The organism is Roseivivax isoporae LMG 25204, from assembly GCF_000521865.1.
GTDB classification, from domain to species: domain Bacteria; phylum Pseudomonadota; class Alphaproteobacteria; order Rhodobacterales; family Rhodobacteraceae; genus Roseivivax; species Roseivivax isoporae.
The window spans coordinates 189,610-208,642 of the sequence record NZ_JAME01000003.1 but is presented as its reverse complement, the minus strand read 5'-3'; the positions used below and the strand labels follow the sequence as shown (position 1 = coordinate 208,642).

General features: G+C 70.6%; 16 protein-coding genes and 3 tRNA genes. 7 read left to right on the top strand and 12 right to left on the bottom strand.

Translation table 11 applies throughout. The annotated features are described in order from the left end of the window. A partial coding sequence (locus tag RISW2_RS25435; protein WP_211238655.1) for a hypothetical protein occupies positions 1 to 254 on the top strand: 254 nt, incomplete at its 5' end. Positions 255 to 580: 326 nt separating this feature from the next. Here the strand turns inward: RISW2_RS25435 and RISW2_RS03135 are convergent. The 7 genes from RISW2_RS03135 to RISW2_RS03105 form a co-directional block, all read right to left on the bottom strand. Continuing rightward, positions 581 to 670 (bottom strand) — tRNA-Ser (locus RISW2_RS03135). A 70-nt stretch (positions 671 to 740) separates the two neighbouring features. Then, positions 741 to 2,054, bottom strand: a complete 1,314-nt coding sequence (locus tag RISW2_RS03130; protein ID WP_043766452.1) for a sigma-54-dependent transcriptional regulator — start codon at positions 2,052 to 2,054, stop codon at positions 741 to 743. Further along, positions 2,051 to 3,823, bottom strand: a complete 1,773-nt coding sequence (locus tag RISW2_RS03125; protein WP_043766448.1) for a sensor histidine kinase — start codon at positions 3,821 to 3,823, stop codon at positions 2,051 to 2,053. Before RISW2_RS03125 ends, RISW2_RS03130 begins: the two co-directional genes overlap by 4 nt. A gap of 4 nt (positions 3,824 to 3,827) precedes the next feature. Further along, positions 3,828 to 4,208, bottom strand: coding sequence for a DUF1850 domain-containing protein (locus RISW2_RS03120; RefSeq protein WP_043766445.1), 381 nt, complete (start codon positions 4,206 to 4,208; stop codon positions 3,828 to 3,830). Next, entirely contained in the window at positions 4,205 to 6,280 is a 2,076-nt protein-coding gene (locus RISW2_RS03115) for a TRAP transporter permease (protein ID WP_043766441.1), read from the bottom strand. The genes RISW2_RS03120 and RISW2_RS03115 overlap by 4 nt, the downstream gene beginning before the upstream one ends. Before the next feature lie 75 nt (positions 6,281 to 6,355). Next, positions 6,356 to 7,312 carry a TAXI family TRAP transporter solute-binding subunit gene (locus tag RISW2_RS03110; RefSeq protein WP_043766438.1) on the bottom strand — a complete coding sequence of 319 codons (957 nt, stop codon included), beginning with the start codon at positions 7,310 to 7,312 and terminating at the stop codon, positions 6,356 to 6,358. 196 nt (positions 7,313 to 7,508) lie between these two features. After that, on the bottom strand, positions 7,509 to 8,516 hold the full coding sequence (locus tag RISW2_RS03105; protein ID WP_043766435.1) for a LacI family DNA-binding transcriptional regulator: 1,008 nt from the start codon (positions 8,514 to 8,516) through the stop codon (positions 7,509 to 7,511). 134 nt (positions 8,517 to 8,650) lie between these two features. Here RISW2_RS03105 and RISW2_RS03100 point away from each other — a divergent pair, with 134 nt between their 5' ends. Genes RISW2_RS03100 through RISW2_RS03080 form a run of 5 tightly spaced genes read left to right on the top strand, consistent with a single transcriptional unit; the run spans position 8,651 to position 14,338 of the window. Then, complete coding sequence (locus RISW2_RS03100; protein ID WP_043766433.1) at positions 8,651 to 9,709, top strand: sugar phosphate isomerase/epimerase family protein; 1,059 nt, start codon at positions 8,651 to 8,653, stop codon at positions 9,707 to 9,709. Next, positions 9,706 to 10,863, top strand: a complete 1,158-nt coding sequence (locus RISW2_RS03095) for a Gfo/Idh/MocA family protein (RefSeq protein WP_043766430.1) — start codon at positions 9,706 to 9,708, stop codon at positions 10,861 to 10,863. Before RISW2_RS03100 ends, RISW2_RS03095 begins: the two co-directional genes overlap by 4 nt. Then, complete coding sequence (locus RISW2_RS03090; RefSeq protein WP_043766427.1) at positions 10,860 to 12,359, top strand: sugar ABC transporter ATP-binding protein; 1,500 nt, start codon at positions 10,860 to 10,862, stop codon at positions 12,357 to 12,359. Before RISW2_RS03095 ends, RISW2_RS03090 begins: the two co-directional genes overlap by 4 nt. Beyond that, positions 12,356 to 13,360 (top strand): ABC transporter permease, encoded by a 1,005-nt coding sequence (locus RISW2_RS03085; protein WP_043766423.1) that lies wholly within the window; start codon positions 12,356 to 12,358, stop codon positions 13,358 to 13,360. The genes RISW2_RS03090 and RISW2_RS03085 overlap by 4 nt, the downstream gene beginning before the upstream one ends. Positions 13,361 to 13,384: 24 nt before the next feature. Beyond that, positions 13,385 to 14,338, top strand: a complete 954-nt coding sequence (locus RISW2_RS03080; RefSeq protein ID WP_043766420.1) for an ABC transporter substrate-binding protein — start codon at positions 13,385 to 13,387, stop codon at positions 14,336 to 14,338. Positions 14,339 to 14,493: 155 nt separating this feature from the next. On the opposite strand, the gene RISW2_RS03075 is transcribed toward RISW2_RS03080, so the two are convergent. From RISW2_RS03075 to RISW2_RS03055, 5 genes are all read right to left on the bottom strand, one after another. Further along, a tRNA-Cys gene (locus RISW2_RS03075) sits at positions 14,494 to 14,567 on the bottom strand. A 228-nt stretch (positions 14,568 to 14,795) separates the two neighbouring features. After that, a tRNA-Arg gene (locus RISW2_RS03070) sits at positions 14,796 to 14,872 on the bottom strand. A gap of 62 nt (positions 14,873 to 14,934) precedes the next feature. Beyond that, positions 14,935 to 16,320 (bottom strand): sensor histidine kinase, encoded by a 1,386-nt coding sequence (locus RISW2_RS03065; protein ID WP_043766417.1) that lies wholly within the window; start codon positions 16,318 to 16,320, stop codon positions 14,935 to 14,937. Positions 16,321 to 16,339: 19 nt separating this feature from the next. Further along, positions 16,340 to 17,758 carry a dihydrolipoyl dehydrogenase family protein gene (locus tag RISW2_RS03060; RefSeq protein ID WP_043766414.1) on the bottom strand — a complete coding sequence of 473 codons (1,419 nt, stop codon included), beginning with the start codon at positions 17,756 to 17,758 and terminating at the stop codon, positions 16,340 to 16,342. A gap of 3 nt (positions 17,759 to 17,761) precedes the next feature. Continuing rightward, positions 17,762 to 18,499: a TVP38/TMEM64 family protein gene (locus RISW2_RS03055; protein ID WP_043766515.1), complete on the bottom strand. Its 738-nt coding sequence runs from the start codon at positions 18,497 to 18,499 to the stop codon at positions 17,762 to 17,764. Positions 18,500 to 18,882: 383 nt separating this feature from the next. Between RISW2_RS03055 and rpmH the strand changes: the two genes are divergently transcribed. Continuing rightward, positions 18,883 to 19,020 carry a 50S ribosomal protein L34 gene (gene rpmH, locus RISW2_RS03050; protein WP_043766411.1) on the top strand — a complete coding sequence of 46 codons (138 nt, stop codon included), beginning with the start codon at positions 18,883 to 18,885 and terminating at the stop codon, positions 19,018 to 19,020. Positions 19,021 to 19,033: the final 13 nt, after the last annotated feature.

Genomic DNA, 19,033 nt, shown 5'->3' with positions numbered 1-19,033 from the left:
ACTCCAAAGGGAGCAGGTCAGAGGAAATGCAGGGTTGGGGTGTCTACGGAGTCCGCTACGCGCACGGCTTCCCACCGCGTCTTTACCGCGTGGACGACCCAGCGATGCGTATTCTTGATCGCGAACTTCTATCGCGCACCTTTGTGCAGCCGGAAGGGCTAGCGTTCACGATGCACTTTCCAGATGAGGTGTCGTCCTACAATCCTGCACCAAGTTGGGAGGCTGAAATAGAAAGAATTCTATCGACTCAGTGAGATCCTCCCCCTGCTAAAATGGAGAGCGTAGGAATGAGTATGAGGATGAAGTGACCTGGCGAGGGTTCGATCTCTGTTCCGTCTCCCGAACGAGACTGGCAGCGAAGTGTTTCAGTTGCGGTCCAGAAAAACAACGCATTTTCCGTTGGTTACAATCTATTCACCAAATCGGCACAGTCATTAGGTCCAGAGAATATCGGCCCTGAGAGACCGCTTCCGGGCCTCCCGGGGCCAAGGCCAGTGCTCAGCCCTTCCCGCATAACCCTCGAAAACAACGGAAAAATCCGGCCGCAGCCGGATGGGCAGAACGCTTTCGCGAGGGCAAGTGGCGGAGAGGAAGGGATTCGAACCCTCGAGACGGTTTCCCGCCTACACACTTTCCAGGCGTGCGCCTTCGACCACTCGGCCACCTCTCCGCCGCCGCGTTTAGCTGAGCAGGGTACCGGAATGCAAGGCGGAAAGATGGAACGGGCCCGCGGGCGGGGTTCAGGGTTTTCGCGGGGCGAGGAGGGGCGATCTCGCGATCTTGTCGTTGAGCGTCCGGCGCGGCAGGCCGAGTGCGCGCGCGGCGGCCTCGGTGTTGCCGTTGCACTGGTCGAGGACGCGGGCGATCTCCTGCGCCTCGAAGGCGGCCACGAGATCGCGCAGGCTCTGGCCGGCGCCGGCGGCGCGGACGAGGCCGTCCGCGTCCGGACGCGCGGCCGGCGCGGCGAGCCCCAGCACGTGCCGGTTCGCGACGATGCGCAGCTCGTGGGCATTGCCCGGCCAGTGGTGGGCCTGCAGCGCCTTGCGGTCGCGGAAGGTCACCGGCGGCGCGTCGCGTCCGTGGCGGGCGGCCGCGGCGGCCACGAAATGGTCGAAGAGCTGGGGGATGTCCGCGGGGACCTCGCGCAGGGCGGGCAGCGTCACCTCGAAGCCGGCGATGCGGTAGTAGAGGTCCTCGCGGAAGCTGCCGGTGCGGATCGCCGCGCGCAGGGGCTCCGCGGTCGAGGCCACCACGCGGAAGTCGAGGCTCCGCGGGCCGTCCTCCGCCTCGAGGAGGCGTGTCTGCAGGACCCTCAGGAGTTTCGGCTGGAGCGCGAGCGGCAGGGTGTCGATCTGGTCGAGGAAGAGCGTGCCGCCATCCGCTGCGGCGACGAGCCCTGGGCGCGCCGCGCCGCCGTCGCCGAAGAGCACCCGCTCGGCGCCCGCCTCGGGCAGCGTGGCGCAGTTCACCACCACGAAGGGGCCGTCGCCACGCGGGCTGCGGCGGTGCAGGAGGCGCGCGGCCAGTTCCTTGCCGGTGCCGGTCTCGCCCGTCAGCACCACGTCGATGTCGAGCGGGGCGATCTCGGCCAGGGTCCGGCGCAGCGCCGCCATCAGGCGGCTGTCGCCGATGAAGTCGCCCTGCGCCTCGAGCCTAGACTGCAGGCGCGCGACCTCGGCCTTGAGGCGGCCGGTCTTGAGCGCGCGGGCGATGACGGACATCAGGTGCTCGGCGTCATAGGGCTTTTCGAGGAAATCCTCGGCGCCGCGGCGCATGGCGCGCACCGCGTGGCCCACGTCGCCGTGACCGGTCAGAAGGACCACGGGCACGTCGATGCCCGCCTCGGCGAGCGCGTCGAGCAGCCCGATGCCGTCGAGGCCGGGCATCCTGAGGTCGGTCAGCACGAGGTCGGGCGGTGCCGCCACCGCCGCGTCGCGCGCGGCGCGCGCGTCGGCGAAGGCCTGCGTCGCGTGGCCGACCGCCGAGATCAGGTCGCAGAGCCCGTCGAGATGGTCGGGATCGTCGTCCACCACGAAGATGCGCGCGCCGCTCATTCCGCCGCCATCCGGTCCTCGGCATGCGCGGCGAAGGTCAGGACCGCGCGGGTGCCGCCGCCCGGCGCCTCGGACAGTTCGAACCGGCCGCCGAACTCCTCGACGATCATGCGCGAGATCGAGAGACCGAGGCCCAGGCTCTCGCCGGTCTCCTTGGTGCTGAAGAAGGGCTCGATCACCCGCGACAGGAGCGAGGCGGGGATGCCGGGCCCGTTGTCTGCGACCGCGATCTCGACCGTGTCGCCGCAGCGGTGCCGCGACACCGCGACCTGCGCGTCCGCGCCCCCGGCCACCGCGTCGAGCGCGTTCGTCAGGAGGTTCACCAGCACCTGTTCGAGCCGCACCTGCCCGGCGAGGATCACCGGCGAGGCGCCGTCGGGGCAAAAGGCGATGCGGGCACCTGCGTCCGCGGCGCGCGGCGCCACGAGCTCGAGCGCGCCGCGGATCGCGGCATCGACCGGAACCGGCGCGCGCGCGCCCGGCTCCTTGCGGGAAAAGCTCTTGAGGTGCCGGATCGTGCGCAGGATGCGGCGGATGTGGCTCCGCGCCTTCTCGACCCGCGAGGTGGCGTAGGGGTCCGATATCTTGCCCGACAGCAGGACCGCGGCGAGCGTCGCCTCCATCGCGGCGAGCGGCTGGCTGATCTCGTGCGCGATGGCCGCCGACATGCGCCCGAGCGCCGCCATCTTCTCGGAATGCACGAGGGCGTCCTGCGCCTCGCGCAGGTCGGCCTCGGCGCGGCGGCGCTCCTCGATCTCGCGGGCGAGCGCGGCGGTGCGGTCGGCCACGCGCCGTTCGAGCAGCGCGCCCTGCCGGAGCCGCAGGTCGACCAGGCGGCGGCGCTGCAGGGAGGTCTGGACCAGCGCTCCTGCCGCCAGCGCGATCAGGAGCGCGGCGCCGGCGCTGAGCCACGCGGCCCGCAGGGCCGGCGCGGTGGGGGCGAGCCCGACGAGCAGCCAGTCCTCGGCGGGAAGAACCTGCCGGCGCAGGAGCTGCGGCCCCTCCGGCGTCTCGAGCCGGTCCTGGTCCGCGGCGTCGAGGACGGCCGGGCGGTCCGCGACCGGCACCGTCGCGAAGGCGCGGGTTGCGGCCATGGCGGCAAGCCGGTCCGCGTCGAAGGGCACGAGCGGCCGGTAAAGGAGGCCGGGGTCGCCCGACAGGATCACCACCCCGAACCTTTCGGCCACGGCGAGGGTGCCGCCGGCGTCGCTCCACGTCGCCTGCAGGGGGCGCAGGTCGATCTTGACCACCATGACGGCGGTGCGGCCCGCGATCTCGGCGCGGGAGGACACGAAGTAGCCGGGCTGCCCGGTCGTGACGCCCACGCCGTAGAACCGCCCTGCCCCGCGCGCCACCGCGTCCTTGAAGTACGGGCGGAACGCGTAGTTCTGCCCGACGAAGCTCCCCGGATCCTGCCAGTTGCTCGAGGCCAGCGTGGTGCCGCCGGCGTCGAGCAGGAACAGCTCGTCCGCGCCCGATTCCCGCGCCGCGACGGCCAGCGCCCGGCTGGCGGTGGCGGTGCGCGCGGCGTCCCCGGGGGCGCGCACCGCCGCGACGATGCGCGGGTCCTCGAGGGCGAGCGCCGGCAGGTAGCGGAAGCGCGCGATCTCTGCCTCGATGGTGCGGGAGGTCAGGAGCAGCGAGCGGTCGAGCCGTTCGCCCAGCGCCGCGGTCGCCACGTGCCACGCGACGAGCCCGGCCGCCGCGGCGGCGAGCGCGGCGCAGAACACGAGGGACGGCCAGACGGCCCGGCGGCTGAGCGAGGTCATGGCGCTATCTTGCCACGGGGCGGGACGGCGCGGAACAGGGGGCGAGCCGCACCGGCGCGCCGGCCTCGGCGCCGAGGTCCCGGCGCGTCCCGTCCGCGCAGAGCCGCCAGCCCGCCCCCGTCGCGCCCGAGGCTGCGAGCACCAGTTCGGGCACGCGCGTGCCGCCGGGCGAGACCCACCAGCCGTCCTCGAGCACCGCGTCGGGGCCGGGTTCCATCCCCGCGCCCGAGCCCCTTACCGCAACTCGCGTGAGGCGCAGTGCGTCCTCCTCGACCTGCCAGGTCTCGACCCAGGTCACGCGTTCGACCGAGTGGGTCCAGGACAGCGTGACCTCCGGCGCGGCGAGCACGAGCATCGCCGCGCCGGCCAGGAGGCAGGCGGTCATGCCCGGGCGGCGCGGCGGCTGCCGACCCAGATCAGCCCGCCGGTCAGGGCGGCCAGCGCAAAGCCGATCTCGTCGGTGACGGGCAGGGACGCCACGAGCGTGAACGCCGCGACCATGGCGAGCGCGCGGACCGGCCAGCCGAGAGGGCGGCCGAGCCAGCCGATCACCGCGATGCCCCAGAGGGCGATCGACAGGGCCGTCTTGGCGATCACGTAGGCCACTGCCGGCCAGAACCCGATCGCGTCGGCGAGCGGGCCGCCCGGCTGCAGCATCAGGACGGGCGTGTAGACGGCCATGAACGGAATGACGAAGCCCGCGGCCGCCACCTTGATCGCCTCGAACGAGATTCGCAGCCCGTTCGCCTTGGCGATGGGCGCGGCGGCGAAGCAGGCGAGCGCCACCGGCGGGGTCAGGTCCGCAAGGATGCCGAAGTAGAAGACGAACATGTGGCTGACGATGAGCGGCACGCCGAGATCGAGCAGCGCGGGTCCCGCGATGGACGAGGTGATGATGTAGTTGGGGATCGTCGGAATCCCCATGCCGAGGAAGATGCAGGTCACCATGGTCAGGACGAGCGACAGGAACAGGCTCTGCTGCCCGATCGACACGATGAACTGGCCAAAGGTGTTGGCTGCGCCGGTCAGGGTCATGGTGCCGATGATGACGCCCACGAGCGCGCAGGCGACGCCCACCGGCAGCGCGGTGCGCGCGCCCTCGGCGAGGCTGTCGCGGATGAGGCCCAGCGTCCCGCGTCCGCCGCGGCTGGCCGCGCACCACAGGAGCAGCACCGCGATCGCCGCGAAGAGGACGTTGGTGCCGTATTGCAGGAAGGCGGCCGTCACGAGACCGAGCCCGATCCAGAACACCGTGCGCAGGATCGTCGACGGCAGGCCCAGGACGATCGAGCCGCCGAGGATCAGCAGGACCGTGAGCCCGAGCCCCACCGTGCCCGCGAAGAGCGGCGTGTAGCCTCCGAACAGAAGGTAGACGAGCACGGCGAGCGGCACGAGCAGCATCCAGCGCTCGCGGATCGCCCGGAGCGGCGAGGGCAGCTCGGACCGGGGCAGTCCGCGCAGCGCGTGCTTGCCGGCCTCGAGGTGCACGATCCAGAACGCCGAGGCGAAGTAGAGGAGCGCCGGCACGATGGCCGCCTTGACCACCTCGACATACGGCACGTCGAGCGTCTCGGCCATGATGAAGGCGACGGCCCCCATGACCGGCGGCATGATCTGCCCGCCCATGGACGCGGTCGACTCGACGCCCCCCGCAAAGGCCGCGCGGTAGCCGAAGCGCTTCATCAGCGGGATGGTGAACTGCCCGGTGGTGACCACGTTCGCCACCCCCGAGCCCGAGATCGTGCCCATGAGGCCCGAGGAGACCACCGACACCTTGGCGGCCCCGCCCTGCCGATGGCCGAAGAGGCCCATGGAGACATCGGTGAAGAGCTGGATCATGCCCGCGCGCTCGAGGAACGAGCCGAACAGGATGAAGAGGAAGATGTAGGTCGAGGAGACGTAGATCGGGATGCCGTAGATGCCCTCGGTGCCGAAGGCCATGTGGTCGATCACCTGCTCGAACGCGTAGCCGCGGTGATTGAGCGGGAACGGCAGGTATTCCCCGAAGAGGCAGTATGCCAGGAACAGGCCCGAGATGATCGGCAGCGCGATCCCCATGATGGCGTAGCCCGCGGCGAACACGGTCGCCAGCGCCATGACGCCCACCGCGATGTCCGCGCCGGTGGGACGGCCCGCCCGCAGGATCAGGTCGCGGTACTCGACCCATTGGTAGGCGGCGACCGCGACGCCCACGGCGGCGAGGGCCCAGGCGAGGGAGCGCATGGCGGCCCCTGCCCCGCGCGCATAGGCGATGAGCGGGAAGGTCAGCACCATCAGGAAGCCCACATGCAGCGCCCGGACGATCTGGCTCGGCATGTCGACGAGGTGCGCGGCGGTGGCGATCTGGAACAGCGAGAAGATCACCGCGATCCAGAAGAGGACGATCCCCACGCGGCTCTCGGGAAAGCTCACGCCGTGGGTCTCCGCCGGCTCCGGCGGGGCGGCTGCGTCGGTCATGTGGGTCTCCGGGAACGTGTGGAGGACGGCACCGCGCGGGGCAGGCCCGCGCGGTGCGCCGGGTTCAGCCGAGGATCACTCGACGAGGCCCTGTTCGCGGTAGTACCGCTCGGCACCCGGGTGCAGCGGCACCGGCATGCCGTCGAGCGCGTTCTCGAGGGCGATCTGCGCCGCTGCCTGGTGCGACGAGGTCAGCGTCTCGATGTTCTCGAAGAGCAGCTTGGTCATCTGGTAGGCCATCTCCTCGGTCACGTCCGAATGGGTGACGAGGTAGTTCGAGATGGCGACGGTCGGCACGTCGGCGTCCTGCCCGTCATAGGTGCCGGCGGGGATGGTGGCCGCCTGGTAGGGCGCGCCAAGCGTCTCGGCGATCTCGGCCGGAATCTCGAGCACGGTGATCGGCACGGAGGTGGACAGGTCGCGGATCGACGCGACGCCGAGGCCCGCCGATTGCAGCGTGGCGTCGAGCTGGCGGTTCTTCATCAGCTCGACCGATTCCGCGAACGGCAGGTACTCGGTCTTGCCGAGGTCGTCATAGGACATGCCTGCCGCGCCGAGGATGGCGCGCGCATTGAGTTCGGTCCCCGAGGCCGGCGCGCCGACCGACACGCCCATGCCGGAGAGGTCGGCGAGCGTGGTCGCGCCGCTGTCCTCGAGCGCCACGAGCTGGATGTAGTTGGGGTAGATCGCCGCGATCCCGCGCAGCTTGTCGAGCGGCTCGGGGAAGCCCGCGTCGGCGTCGCCTTCCCACGCCGCCGCCACGCTGTCGCCGAGCGCGAAGGCGATCTCGCCGCGGCCGTCCTGCAGCAGGTTCAGGTTCTCGACCGATGCCTTGGTGGACTGCACCTGCGTGCGCACCTGGTCGATGTTCTCGCCGTAGATGTTCGACAGGCCGACGCCCAGCGGGTAGTAGACGCCGGACGTCCCGCCGGTCAGCACGTTGACGAAGTTCTGGGCCTGTGCGCCGGTCGCCGCAAAGGCCATGGCGGACGCAAGAACGGTGCCGCCGAGCGCGGCCGTGAAACGCTTCATGATTTCCTCCCTCGAAACGAAGATCCCCGTGGGCGATCGGGCGCAGGAAAGGCCACGCGCGGCCGAAGTTCAAAGATCGCCCGCCCGAGGCCCCGAGATTCCGGGCAGATTCCTGCCCGTGCCCCGGCAACAGATTGCCAGCGGATCGCGAAGCATTGCAAGTCCAACGGGTTGCGCGAGGCGGCCCCCGAGCGGGTCAGCGCGGCGGCGCGGCGGAGCTTTCCCGCGCCATGAACTCGACCTCGATCATCTCGGTCGGCCCCTCGAGAAGTCCGGTGTCGATGAGCGACAGGAGCATCTCTGCTGCGCGGACCCCGATCCGGGTGCGCGGCTGGCGCACGGTGGTCAGCCCGGGGCTCAGATGGCGCGCGATCTCGATGTTGTCGAAGCCCACGACGGACACGTCCGACGGCACCGTGAGCCCGCGGCGCTGCAATTCGCCCATGAAGCCCACCGCCATCTGGTCGGAGGAGAGGAAGAGCCCTGTCGGCCGACTGTCGAGCGCGAGCCAGGCCCGCGCGGCGGCTGCACCCGAATCCATGCTGAAATCGCCCTCGATCACCCACTCGTCCCGCAGCGGCAGCCCGAGCGCCGACAGCGCGTCGCGGAACCCCTCGAGCCGCGTCTCGGACAGAACGTTGCCGGTCGGCCCGGTGACGTGCCCGATGTGGCGGTGCCCGAGCCGCGCGAGATGCCCGACCGCGAGCGCCGCGCCGCGCGCGTTCTCGACCCGGACGGACGGGGTCGTGGTGTCCATCCATTCGCAGGCCATGACCACCGGCGGGCGGCCCGGGATGTCGAGCGCCCGCGGCGACAGCGTGCCGTCGAGCAGGATCACGCCGTCCGCCTGCCCGGAGGTCAGGTAATGCGCGAGCTGCTCGTCGGGATCGGGGCCGGACTGCGTGTCGGCGATGAGCATGCCGTACTGCGCCGGTGTCAGCACCGAGGCGAGCCCCGCGAGGATCTGCGAGAAGAACGGGTTGGCGATGTCCGGCAGCAGAACGATGACCGTGCCGGTCCGCTGACGGCGCAGGTTCGAGGCCGTCGCGTTGATGCGGTACCCCGTGGTCTCGATCGCGTCGAGCACCGCCTCGCGCGTCGAGCGCGCGACCACCGAGGGTTTCGACAACGTGCGGCTGACGGTGGCGGTCGACACGCCCGCGATGCGCGCAACGTCCTGAATAGTGGCGACTTTCCGGTCCATGCGCACCCCTGCTGACCAACCGGTATATGGCCCGGAAAATAGTTCTTGTAAACGATTTCAGCTTTTGCCACGCTTCCCTGCAAACGATTACAGAACAAGATGACCGCCTTTCGTGGCGGCAGGGAGGATCGGCCGTGAAGACCATCAAGGGCCCCGCGCTCTTCCTGGCGCAGTTCGCCGGGGACGAGGCACCTTTCGACAGCTGGCCCGCCATCACCAAATGGGCGGCCGACTGCGGCTACGAGGGCGTGCAGGTCCCGAGCTGGGACCGCCGGATGATCGACCTCGACCGTGCCGCCGAAAGCCGCGGCTACTGCGAGGACTGGGCCGGACAGGCCGCCGAGGCGGGCGTCGCGGTGACCGAGCTCTCGACCCACCTGCAGGGACAGCTGGTCGCGGTCCACCCCGCCTATGACGAGGCCTTCGACGGCTTTGCCGACCCCTCGGTCCGCGGCAACCCCGCGGCCCGGCAGGCCTGGGCCGTCGACCAGGTGGAAAAGGCGATCCGTGCCTCGGCCAATCTCGGGCTGACCGCGCTGCCCACCTTCTCGGGCGCGCTGGCCTGGCCCTATGTCTATCCCTGGCCGCAGCGGCCCGCGGGCCTCGTCGACGCGGCCTTCGACACGCTCGCCGCACGCTGGCGGCCGCTGCTGGACCTCGCGGACGAGAACGGCGTCGACCTCTGCTACGAGATCCATCCGGGCGAGGACCTGCACGACGGGGCGAGCTTCGAGATGTTCCTCGACCGGGTCGACCGGCATCCGCGGGCGATGATGCTCTACGACCCGAGCCACTACGTCCTGCAGTGCCTCGACTACCTCGCAAATCTCGACATCTACGCCGAGCGCATCGGCGCCTTCCACGTGAAGGACGCGGAGTTCCGCCCCGACGGGCGGCAGGGCGTCTACGGCGGCTTCCAGTCCTGGGTGAACCGCGCGGGCCGCTTCCGGTCGCCCGGGGACGGACAGGTGGATTTCGGCGCGATCTTCTCGAAGCTCGCCGCGATGGACTTCGACGGCTGGGCGGTCGTCGAGTGGGAATGCGCGCTCAAGCATCCCGAGGACGGCGCGCGCGAGGGCGCGGCCTTCGTCCGCGACCACATCATCCGCGTGACCCCGCACGCCTTCGACGATTTCGCGGCCGGCGGCACCGACGACGCCGCCAACCGCCGCATGCTGGGGCTCGACCGATGAGCCGGTTCGCGGAGCGCACGGGCCCCATCCGGCTCGGCATGGTGGGCGGCGGCCAGGGCGCGCTGATCGGCGCGGTCCACCGCATCGCGGGGCGGCTCGACGGCGCGTTCGACCTCGTCGCGGGCGCTTTGTCCTCGAGCCCCGAGCGTGCGCGCGCCTCGGCGGCCGAGATCGGTCTGCCCGCGGACCGCACCTACGCGGACTTCACCGAGATGGCCAAGCGCGAGGCGCGGCTCAAGGACGGGATCGAGGCGGTGGCCATCGTCACGCCGAACCACATGCACCTGCCCGTCGCGCGGGAATTCCTGAAGCGCGGCATCCACGTGATCTGCGACAAGCCGCTGACCGGCACGCTCGCCGACGCGAAGAAGCTCAGGGCCGCGGCGGAGAAGTCCGACGCGCTCTTCATCCTGACGCACAACTACACGGGCTACCCGATGGTGCGCGAGGCGCGTGCCCGGGTGGCGCGCGGCGACCTCGGCGACATCCGGCTCGTGCAGGTGGAATACGCGCAGGACTGGCTGGCCGAAGCGCCCGCCCCCGACAACAAGCAGGCCGACTGGCGCACCGACCCGGCGCGCAGCGGCGCGGGCGGCGCCACGGGTGACATCGGCACCCACGCGCTGAACCTCGCGCGCTTCGTGACCGGGCTGGTCCCGACCGAGCTTGCCGCGGACCTGCAGAGCTTTGTGCCGGGCCGCCGGCTCGACGACAACGCGCACGTGCTCCTGCGCTTCGAGGGCGGCGCGCGCGGCATGCTCTGGTGCAGCCAGGTCGCGGCCGGCGCCGAGAACGGTCTCGCGCTGCGCGTCTATGGCACGAAGGCCGGGCTCGACTGGCGGCAGGAGGACCCGAACCGGCTGGTCGTCACGCCGCTCGGCGGGCCGGCGCAGATCGTCACGCGCGCCTCGGGCGCCACCGATCCGGCCTCGCAGCGGCTGACCCGCATCCCGCCGGGCCATCCCGAGGGCTTCCTCGAGGCCTTCGCCAACATCTACGGCGAGGCCGCGCATGCCATCCGCGCGGCGCGCAGCGGCGACCCGGTGCCGGACGGCGTCGTGTTCCCCACCCTGGCCGACGGCCTCGAGGGCGTGACCTTCGTCGATGCCTGCGTGCGGTCGTCGGCGCGCAACGCGGCCTGGGTGTCGCTGTGACACCCGTCCTCGACGCGCGCGGGATCACCCGAAGCTTCGGCCCGATCGAGGTCCTGCACGGCGTCGACTTCTCGCTTCGCCCGGGCGAGGTGCATGCGCTGATCGGCGAGAACGGCGCCGGCAAGTCCACGATGATGAAGATCCTCGGGGGCTACCTCGCGCCGACGCGCGGAGAGCTCCTGGTCGACGGCGCGCCCGTGCGCTTCGCCGACCAGCGCGACGCCGAGGCTGCCGGCATCCTGATGATCCACCAGGAGTTCAACCTCGCCCTGCAGCTCACCGTCGAGGAGAACATCTTTCTCGGGCGCGAGAAGCGGCGCGGCCTCCTGCTCGACATCCGGGCCATGCGGCGCGAGGCGCGCGCCCTGCTCGACCGGCTGAACTGCCCGGTCGATCCCGCGACGCGCGTGCGCGACCTGTCGGTGCCGAACCGCCAGATGGTCGAGGTCGCCCGCGCGCTCGGGCGCAACGCGCGCGTCCTCATCATGGACGAGCCGACCGCCGTCCTGACCGGGCGCGAGACCGACATCCTGCTGCGCCAGATCGAGCGGCTGAAGGCCCAGGGCACCGCGATCCTTTACACGAGCCACAAGCTCGACGAGATCGCGCGCATCGCCGACCGGGTGACGGTCCTGCGCGACGGCACGCACATCACGACGCGGCCCGCGACCGGGTTCTCGGAGCACGCGATGGCCGAGGCGATGGTCGGGCGAGAGCTGTCGGACCTCTTTCCGCCGAAGCCCGTACCGGGCGAGGAGGTGGTGCTCGAGGTCGAGAACCTGGCCGTGCCGGGCCACGTGCGGGGCGCCTCGTTCCGCCTGCGCCGCGGCGAGGTGCTGGGCTTCGCGGGGCTGGTCGGCGCCGGCCGGACCGAGCTCATGGAGGCGGTCGTTGGCCTGCGCCCGTCGACGGGCACCGTCCGCGTCAACGGCGCGGCGCTGCGACCCGGCTCGATCCGCGCGGCGCGCGAGGCCGGACTCGTCTACCTGACCGAGGACCGCAAGGAGAAGGGCCTCCTCCTCGGCAAGTCGCTGACCGACAACCTGACGCTGCTGGCGCTCGACCGCTTCGGCCGCCTCAGCATCGACGCCGACGCCGAGGACCGTGCGCTGACGCAGGCCATCGCCGATTTCGACATCCGCGTGAACGACCGCGAGATGGTGGCGGGCAGCCTGTCGGGCGGCAACCAGCAGAAGCTGCTCCTGGCCAAGACCATGCTGGCCGAGCCGCAGATCGTCATCATCGACGAGCCGACGCGCGGCATCGACATCGGCACCAAGCAGCAGATCTACGGCTTCATCGCCACGCTCGCCAAGCAGGGCAAGAGCGTGATCGTCGTCTCCTCCGAGCTGCCCGAGGTCATCGGGCTGTCGGCCCGGGTGGTGGTCATGGGACGCGGGCACATCGCCGGCGAACTGACCGGGCCCGAGATCACCGAGGAGGCCATATTGCGCCGCGCCATGGGCGTGGGCGAAAGATCGGGAGAGGTCGCATGACCGACACGACCGCCACGGAGGCGCAGGCGAAGCCGCGCCGCCGCCTGTCCTTCCACGTCATCGGGCCGCTGCTCGCGCTGGTCGCGCTGATCGTGCTCGGGGCCTCGCTCAACTCGAACTTCCTGGGCTACGGCAACGTCACGAACGTGCTCGCGCGCTCGGCCTTCATCGGGATCATCGCCGTCGGCATGACCTTCGTCATCACCGCGGGCGGCATCGACCTGTCCGTGGGGTCCATGGCCGCCTTCGTGGCGGGTGTCATGATCCTCGCGATGAACGCGCTCATCCCCTCGCTCGGGATCGGCGTGCCGCTCGTGCTCGCGGGCATGGCCGTCGCGCTGGTGACGGGGCTGCTCGCCGGGTCGCTCAACGGCTTTCTCGTGGCCAAGGTCGGCATCGAGCCCTTCATCGTCACGCTCGGCTCCATGGGCATCTACCGCTCGCTGACCACGTGGCTCGCGGACGGCGGCACGCTGTCGCTCGACTTCGCGGCGCGCACATTCTACCGGCCGGTCTACTACGACGGGCTCTTCGGGGTCGCCTGGCCCATCATCGTCTTCGCGCTCGTGGCCATCCTCGGCGAGTTCGCCATGCGCAAGGCGCCGTTCGGCCGGCACTGCGCCGCACTCGGCGCGAACGAGCAGGTCGCACGCTACTCGGCGGTGCGCGTCGACCGCGTGCGCATGACGACCTACGCGCTGCTCGGCGCGCTCGTGGGGCTCGCCACGATCATGTACGTCCCGCGCCTCGGCTCGGCCTCCGGATCGACCGGCGTCCTGTGGGAGCTCGAGGCCATCGCCGCGGTGATCATCGGCGGCACCGTGCTCAAGGGCGGCTTCGGCCGGGTCTGGGGCACCGTGATCGGCGTGCTCATCCTGAGCCTCATCGACAACATCCTGAACCTCGCCTCGATCGTCTCGCCGTATCTCAACGGCGCGATCCAGGGCGTCATCGTCATCGTGGCCGTTGTGCTGCAACGGGAAGGCAAGTCCGCCGACTGATCGGCAAGCAAGGGAGGAAACCACATGAACCGCAGAGACCTTTTCGCCGGGGCCGCCTTCGGCCTCGCGCTCGCCGCCACGCCCGCGCTCGCGCAGGACGAGAGCTACACCATCGGCGTCGCCATCCCCTCGGCCACGCACGGCTTCATGGGCGGCCTGAACTACCACGCCCAGGCCTCGATCGAGCGGCTCGAGGCGACCTATCCGCAGCTCGACTTCGTGCTCGCCACCGCCGGCGATGCCGGCAAGATGGTGAACGACATCGAGGACATGGTCGCGACCCGCAACATCGACGCGCTCGTCGTGCTGCCCTTCGAATCCGAGCCGCTGACCTCGCCGGTCCAGGCGGTCAAGGAACAGGGCGTCTGGGTCACGGTCGTCGATCGCGGCCTGTCGGTTCCGGGGATCGAGGACCTCTACGTGGCCGGCGACAACCCGGGCTTCGGGCGCGTCGCGGGCGAGTACTTCGCCGAGACCCTGGAGGAGGGCGACAACATCGTGGTGCTGCGCGGCATCCCGACCACGCTCGACAACGAGCGCGTGGCGGCCTTCGAGGAGGCGATCGAGGGATCGGGCATCAACGTGCTCGACATGCAGCACGGCAACTGGAACCGCGACGACGCGTTCAACGTAATGCAGGATTTCCTGTCCAAGTACGACGACATCGACGCGGTCTGGGCCTCCGACGACGACATGGCGGTGGGCGTGCTCGAGGCCATCGACCAGGCCGGCCGCAACGAGGAGATGTGGGTCGTGGGCGGCGCCGGCATGAAGGAGATCATCGCCCGCATCATGGAGGGCGACCCGATGCTGCCGGTCAACGTGACCTACCCGCCCGCGCAGATCGCCACCGCGATCGAGCTGACCGCGCTCGGCCTCGTCTCGGCGACCCCGGTCTCCGGCCGCTTCATCATCGGCAGCCAGATGATCACGCCCGAGAACGCCGAACAGTTCTACTTCCCCGACAGCCCGTTCTGATCCGGGCCCGCGGGCAGCGTCCCGCCCCCTGCCCCTCGCGCGCCGCCCCATCCCGGGCGGCGCGTTTGCAGTCCCCACGCGGCCGGACGCCGCGCGCGCGCAGTCGCGCGCCAAGCGGTCTCTGCCGGCGCCGTTTCAGATCGGGAGGGGAAGGATGGAGGCGAGTACCGGAATCGAACCGGTGTGCACGGATTTGCAATCCGCTGCGTAACCACTCCGCCAACTCGCCAGAGTTCACCCGGTCATAGACGTCCGTTCGGACCGCCGCAAGGGGTATCGATGGCCCCCGCTGGGACGGTTGCACGGTCCATCGGACGGGCGGACAAAAGGATTGCCCTGGCGGGCGAGACCATGGGGCCGGCGGATGTCTGCGGAGGGCATTTATCCTCCCACTGCGCCATGGTTCCGGAACCGCCTGAGCGTCCGGCCTGTCATCGCGCCACGGGGGGGGGGTAGGTGGCGGACCGAGGAGGATTCGAACCCCCGACCCCCTGATTCGTAGTCAGGTACTCTATCCAGCTGAGCTATCGGTCCGTGCGGGGCGATGTATCGGGCGTGCCGGGGGGATGCAAGGGGGCTTCGCGAAAAAACGGCGGTCAGGCGAGCGTGCCCATGGGGAGGCGGATCACGAAGGCGGTGCCCTCGGGGCCGGAGCGCGCGAGGTCGAGGGTGCCGCCGTGGCCGCGCACGAGCTCGAGCACTATGGCGAGCCCGAGCCCCGAGCCGCCCTTGCGCGCGCCCCCCTGGAACGGCTGGAAGAGGTGCTCGCGCGCCTTGAGCGGCAGGCCGGGCCCGCTATCGGCGACCTCGATCACCCAGGCCTCGTCGTCCGAGCGCGCGGAGACCGAGATCTCGCCGGCGGCCCCCGTGCCCACGATCGCCTGCCGCGCGTTGCGCACGAGGTTCGAGATCACCCGGAACAGCTGCTCGGGATCCGCGCGGACCATCATCTGGCCGGGAATGTCCGCCGACAGCGACACCGGCGCGTCGCCGATGGCGAGCCGCTCGGCCTCGAGCACGTCCTCGACGAGTTCGGCGAGGTTGAGATGGGTGAGGACCGGCGCGGGTTCCTCGGCCCGGCCGAAGGCCAGCGTCGATTCGCACAGCGACACCGCGCGGGTGATGGAGTTCACGAGCTTCGGCGCCATGCGCGTGACGATCGGGTCCTGCGATGTCTCGATCCGGTCGGTGAAGAGCTGCGCCGAGGTGAGGATGTTGCGCAGGTCGTGGCTGACGCGCGCCACCGCGCCGCCGAGCTGCGCGAGCCGCTCCTTCTGGCGCAGGGCCTGGGTCAGCTGGGTCTGCAGCGATTTCAGCGCCTCCTCGGCCTCGCGCAGCTCGCGCACGCCGGCGGAGGGCTGGATGATGCGCCGCGCGTCCTCGGGCGCCGAGGCATAGCTCTGGATGTGGGCCACCACGCCCTTGATCGGCTTCACCAGCAGCCGGCGCACCGCGAAGAACAGGAGGCACGCGGTCAGCACCGAGATGACCGCCGAGAGCGCGAGGATCCGCAGGCCGTAATCGATCATGGCGCGCCGCAGGTCGTCGGTCTGCATGGTGACCTCGATCTGCAGCCCGGCATCGCGCGACGGGCTGCCGATGACGCGCACCAGCTCGGATTCGGACACCACGAGCCGGCGCAGCGCGTCCCGGATGAGCGTCAGCGCAGAGGCGTCGCGCAGATCGTAGGTCGCGACGATCTCGCCCGGGATCGGCGAGGACAGCATCAGCTGGCGCGCCTCGTCACGGCGCAGCACCACGTTGTAGACGCCCGCGTTCAGCAGCAGCTCCTCCTCGAGCGCGGGGTCGATGAGGTCGTCGGTGGCCAGCGCCGCGAGCGAGGCGATCTGCGCCCGCTCGAGCCGCGCCAAGAGAAAGCTCTCGCGGAACCGCGAGACCGAGGGAACGAAGATCAGGACCTCGGCCAGCATCACGAAGATCGTGGTGAGGATCAGGAATCGGCCGGAGAGCGAATTGACCATGAGGGCCGGTATGCGCCTTTCAGGGCAGCCAGCGCTGGATCAGTCCCACCACACGCTTGACCGCCGAACTTTCGAACAGTTTCGGAGAGAAATAGGCGCCGGCTACCCTTTTGTTAAGTTCTCCGTAGGTTGGATAGGGCGAAACCATGCTGGAGACGTCCCGCATCCTGGCCTTGCTCGCCAGCGCGTAGGCCCAGAAGTTGATGTGCTCGCCCGCCTGGTGGCCGACGATGGACGCGCCGACCGGACGGCCGCGATGGATCACGACCTTGATCATGCCGCGCGTGTGGCGCTCGGCCTGTGCGCGGTCGTTGTGGGCATAGTCGAAGCGCGCCACCTCGACCCCCATGCCCAGCTCCTTCTTCGCCTGCGCCTCGGTCAGGCCCACATGCGCGAGTTCGGGCTCGATGTAGGTGACCCATGGCAGGATGCGGGTCGACGCCCGGGCCGGCAGGCCGAAGAGCGCAGAGCGCACCACGAGGCCGGCGTGATAGTTCGCCACGTGCGTGAATTGCAGCCCGCCCGCGACGTCGCCGATGGCGTAGACCCGGCGGTTCGTGGTCCGCAGGCCCGCGTCCACCTTGATGCCGGTGCGGGTGGTCTCGATCCCGGCCGCCTCCAGATCGAGGTCGGCGGTGTTGGCGCGGCGCCCCACCGCGACGAGAAGGTGCGTGCCCGCCACGGTGCGGCCGTCCGACGTCTCGACCGTGACGGCACCGGCCGAGCCGCCGACGCGGGTGGCCTGCGCCCCCTCGATGATCTCGACGCCCTCGCCGCGCACGGCCTCGAGCGCGATCTGCGCCAGTTCGGGGTCGTCCTTGCCGAGCGCCTTCGCACCCTCGATCACCGTCACCTCGGACCCGAGCCGCCGATGCGCCTGCGCCATCTCCATGCCGATGGGCCCGCCGCCGATGACGATCAGGTGCCCGGGCAGCTCGCGCAGGTCCCAGAGCGATTCGTTGGTCAGGTAGGGCACCTCGTCGAGGCCCTCGATGGGCGGCACCAGCGGCGAGGACCCGGTCGCCAGCACCACGCGCCGCGCGGTGATGCGGTGGTCGCCCGCCGCGACCTCGGTCGGCGACACGAAGCGGCCGCTCTCGCGGAGCACGCGCACGCCCAGGCCCTCGAACCGTTCCTGGCTGTCGATGGGCGCGATCTCGGCGATCACGCCCGCGACGTGATCCTTGGCGGCGGCATAATCGACCTGCGGCGCGACGGCGGCGATGCCGTATTGCGCGGCGCCGCGCATGGCATGGGCGACACGCGCGGTCTGGATCAGCGCCTTCGATGGCACGCAGCCGTAGTTGAGGCAATCGCCGCCCATCTTGTGACGCTCGAGCAGCACCACGTCCGCGCCCATCTGCGCCGCGCCCGCGGCGACCGACAGCCCGCCCGATCCCGCGCCGATGACGAGAAGGTCCGTCCTGATCCGCTGCATCGCTCAGAGCTCCTTGCGGCCGCGCACGGCCTTGACGACGAGGGGCAGCGCGGCGAGCGCCGCGAGCCCGAGGATCGGACCGATCACCTGCGGCTCCCACAGGAGTGACAGGTCCGGCGTGCCGCCCCGATCGAAGACCTCGCCGACGCCGACCCCTATGGAGGTGAACACGAACGCCCCCGGAATGATACCCAGGGCGGTGGTCAGGGCGAAATTGCGGAACTTCACGCCGACGAGCGCCGGCACCAGGTTCGCCACGAAGAACGGGACCACCGGGATGAGCCGGATCAGGAAGAGGACCGGCACCTCGTTCTCGTGCAGGCGCCGCTTCAGCGTGCGCACGACGCCTTCGGAGGCGTCGATGCGGGCGGCGAGCGTGCGGCCGAGCCCGGCCCGCGCCGCGAGGAAGATCGCGATGGCCCCTAGGGTTGCCGCCACCACGTTGAAGGCGGTGCCCGTCCAGAGCCCGAAGAGGAAGCCGCCGGTGACGGAGGCCACCGACGCGCCGGGCAGCGAGAACGCCACCATGGCGACGTAGATGCCGAGGAACGCCGCGGCGAGGCCGAGATAGTTCGAATCACGGAAGGCCAGCAGCGCGTCGCGGTTCTCGCGCAGCGTCTCGAAGGTCAGCTGGTCTCGCAGCGTGAAGAAGCCGATCGCCGCCACCGCGAGGATCGCGAGGAGCGGCAGGTGGCGGAGGTATCCCGGGGCGGACCGGCGATCGCGGTCGGTGTCTGGCATGTGCATGGCGCTCTCTGCGGGCTGGGCCGGTCCGCGCTGGCGGGAGCCGGGTTGGCGACCCGCCCAACATGCGCCTTCAGGTCCCGCGCCAACAGCCGCCTCACGGGGCCTTGATGCCGGGTGACGCGCAGGGGCCGCGCCGGCCCCGCGGCGCCGGATTCTGTAACATCGCGATCGGCGCGGCGGCCGGATTGTTGCAGCGACCCGCCGGTGCGCCCGTTCGCGCAGGCGGCGTTTGACATGCGGACGATGCTTCCCTATAGCGCGGACCTCATGAGAGATTCCGCCCCGGCATGTCCGCCCGCGGGCGACCGGGGCAAGGCCGATGCCTGACGCGACGCGTCGGGACGCGCCGGACCCGACACGGACGGAGAGAGAACGAGATGTCGAAGCGCACCTACCAGCCCTCGAACTACGTGCGTAAGGCCCGCCACGGCTTCCGCGCGCGCATGGCGACCAAAGGCGGTCGCAAGGTCCTGAACGCCCGTCGCGCCCGCGGCCGCAAGCGCCTGAGCGCCTGAGCCCCATCGCGAC

Excerpts from the sequence above, each read along its gene's own strand:
- RISW2_RS03080 (WP_043766420.1), top strand. The coding sequence starts at position 13,385 with ATGAACCGCAGAGACCTTTTCGCCGGGGCCGCCTTCGGCCTCGCGCTC.
- RISW2_RS03085 (WP_043766423.1), top strand. The coding sequence starts at position 12,356 with ATGACCGACACGACCGCCACGGAGGCGCAGGCGAAGCCGCGCCGCCGC.
- RISW2_RS03110 (WP_043766438.1), bottom strand. The coding sequence starts at position 7,312 with ATGAAGCGTTTCACGGCCGCGCTCGGCGGCACCGTTCTTGCGTCCGCC.
- RISW2_RS03125 (WP_043766448.1), bottom strand. The coding sequence starts at position 3,823 with ATGACCTCGCTCAGCCGCCGGGCCGTCTGGCCGTCCCTCGTGTTCTGC.
- RISW2_RS03105 (WP_043766435.1), bottom strand. The coding sequence starts at position 8,516 with ATGGACCGGAAAGTCGCCACTATTCAGGACGTTGCGCGCATCGCGGGC.
- RISW2_RS03055 (WP_043766515.1), bottom strand. The coding sequence starts at position 18,499 with ATGCCAGACACCGACCGCGATCGCCGGTCCGCCCCGGGATACCTCCGC.
- RISW2_RS03060 (WP_043766414.1), bottom strand. The coding sequence starts at position 17,758 with ATGCAGCGGATCAGGACGGACCTTCTCGTCATCGGCGCGGGATCGGGC.
- RISW2_RS03065 (WP_043766417.1), bottom strand. The coding sequence starts at position 16,320 with ATGGTCAATTCGCTCTCCGGCCGATTCCTGATCCTCACCACGATCTTC.
- RISW2_RS03130 (WP_043766452.1), bottom strand. The coding sequence starts at position 2,054 with ATGAGCGGCGCGCGCATCTTCGTGGTGGACGACGATCCCGACCATCTC.
- RISW2_RS03115 (WP_043766441.1), bottom strand. The coding sequence starts at position 6,280 with ATGACCGACGCAGCCGCCCCGCCGGAGCCGGCGGAGACCCACGGCGTG.
- RISW2_RS03095 (WP_043766430.1), top strand. The coding sequence starts at position 9,706 with ATGAGCCGGTTCGCGGAGCGCACGGGCCCCATCCGGCTCGGCATGGTG.
- rpmH (WP_043766411.1), top strand. The coding sequence starts at position 18,883 with ATGTCGAAGCGCACCTACCAGCCCTCGAACTACGTGCGTAAGGCCCGC.
- RISW2_RS03120 (WP_043766445.1), bottom strand. The coding sequence starts at position 4,208 with ATGACCGCCTGCCTCCTGGCCGGCGCGGCGATGCTCGTGCTCGCCGCG.